The following is a 1,500-nucleotide window of genomic DNA, read 5'->3' on the forward strand; positions in this document are numbered from 1 at the left end:
TTTGAACGATCAGTATGATCGTTGTGTGGGAAAGTGCCGGATCTGCGTCAGATCAATTGACAAGCGTGGTCGGCTTTCCTAGGGTTCGCCCCATTGTTTTTGCCGGGTATGACCATGACTGCTGACGACCGTATCAAACTCGAACCGAGCTGGAAGGAGGCACTGCGTGCTGAATTCGACCAGCCTTACATGGCAGAGTTGCGCAACTTTCTGCAGCAGGAGCGGGCGGCCGGCAAGGAGATCTATCCGCCGGGACCGCTGATTTTCAATGCGCTGAATTCGACGCCGCTGGATAAAGTCAAAGTGGTGATCCTCGGCCAGGACCCGTATCACGGCCCGGGTCAGGCCCACGGCTTGTGCTTCTCGGTGCAACCGGGCGTGCCGGCGCCACCGTCGCTGGTCAACATCTATAAAGAGTTGAAACGCGACCTGAACATCGACATCCCCAACCACGGTTACCTGCAGAGCTGGGCCGATCAGGGCGTGTTGATGCTCAATACCACCATGACCGTCGAGCGTGCCAACGCCAATGCGCACAAGGACAGGGGCTGGCAGTTTTTCACCGACCGGATCATTGAACTGGTCAGCGAGCGCCAGCCGCATCTGGTGTTCATGCTCTGGGGCGCCCATGCGCAGAGCAAGCAGAAGCTGATTGATGCAACCAAACATCTGGTACTGACGTCGGTGCATCCGTCGCCGTTGTCGGCGTATCGTGGCTTCCTGGGCTGCGGGCACTTCAGCCGGACCAACAAGTTTCTTGAGCAGAATGGCGAGACGCCGATCGAGTGGCGGCTTCCTCCGATCTGATGGCGGTCTGAAGGGCCCCATCGCTGGCAAGCCAGCTCCCACAGGTTTTTTGGGGGGGCACATAGTCTGTGGCAGCCACAAGAACCTGTGGGAGCGGGCTTGCCAGCGATGAAGTCGACTCGGTGCTACTCGGGATTACGGTTCCAATACTTGAACAACGGCTCCGCCAGAAACAGCACAAACAACAGCCGCATCACCTGCATCGCCGTCACCAGCGGCACCGACAATTGCAGGGTTTCCGCCGTCAGGCTCATTTCGGCAATGCCGCCGGGCATCATGCCCAGGGTCAGCGAGCGCAGATCCAGGTGGGTCAGCGCACTCAAGCCCAATGCGGCCAACGTGGCGATCAACATGGTCAGTGCCGTGCCGATCAAGGTACGGCCCATGAACGACGGTGCACGGCGGAAGAACTGCCGGTTGAAGTGGCAACCCAGACCGCTGCCGATCAGCCACTGGCCAATCTGACTGCCGCCATTGGGCAAACCGATGTGCAGGTCCCAGCCAATACTCACCGCCGCACTCACCAGCAACGGCCCGAACAGCCACGGGTTGGGTTGACGCAGACGTTGCCAGAGCCACGCGAGCAGGGCGCCTGCCGGGAACAGAATCGCCAGCCAGCGCCAGTCGACGCTGCCGGCGTGAGCGATCGGCGTGCCATCGCCGAGCAGGTACTTGAACGCGGCCGGCACACAC

2 protein-coding genes are annotated in these 1,500 nt (G+C 60.5%); one reads left to right on the plus strand and one right to left on the minus strand.

Going from position 1 to position 1,500, the window contains the following annotated elements; translation table 11 throughout:
• The first annotated feature begins 114 nt into the window (after positions 1-114).
• The gene (gene ung, locus DBR24_RS11795) at positions 115-807 is read left to right on the plus strand and encodes a uracil-DNA glycosylase (protein ID WP_128614833.1); all 693 of its coding nucleotides are present in this window, start codon (positions 115-117) and stop codon (positions 805-807) included.
• A 125-nt stretch (positions 808-932) separates the two neighbouring features.
• Here ung and DBR24_RS11800 read toward each other — a convergent pair.
• Positions 933-1,500 (minus strand): AbrB family transcriptional regulator (locus tag DBR24_RS11800; RefSeq protein WP_146189023.1); only part of this gene is annotated, 568 nt, incomplete at its 5' end.

It is taken from the genome of Pseudomonas sp. HMWF006 (genome assembly GCF_003061205.1).
GTDB lineage: Bacteria > Pseudomonadota > Gammaproteobacteria > Pseudomonadales > Pseudomonadaceae > Aquipseudomonas > Aquipseudomonas monsensis.

Excerpts from the sequence above, each read along its gene's own strand:
- ung (WP_128614833.1), top strand. The coding sequence starts at position 115 with ATGACTGCTGACGACCGTATCAAACTCGAACCGAGCTGGAAGGAGGCA.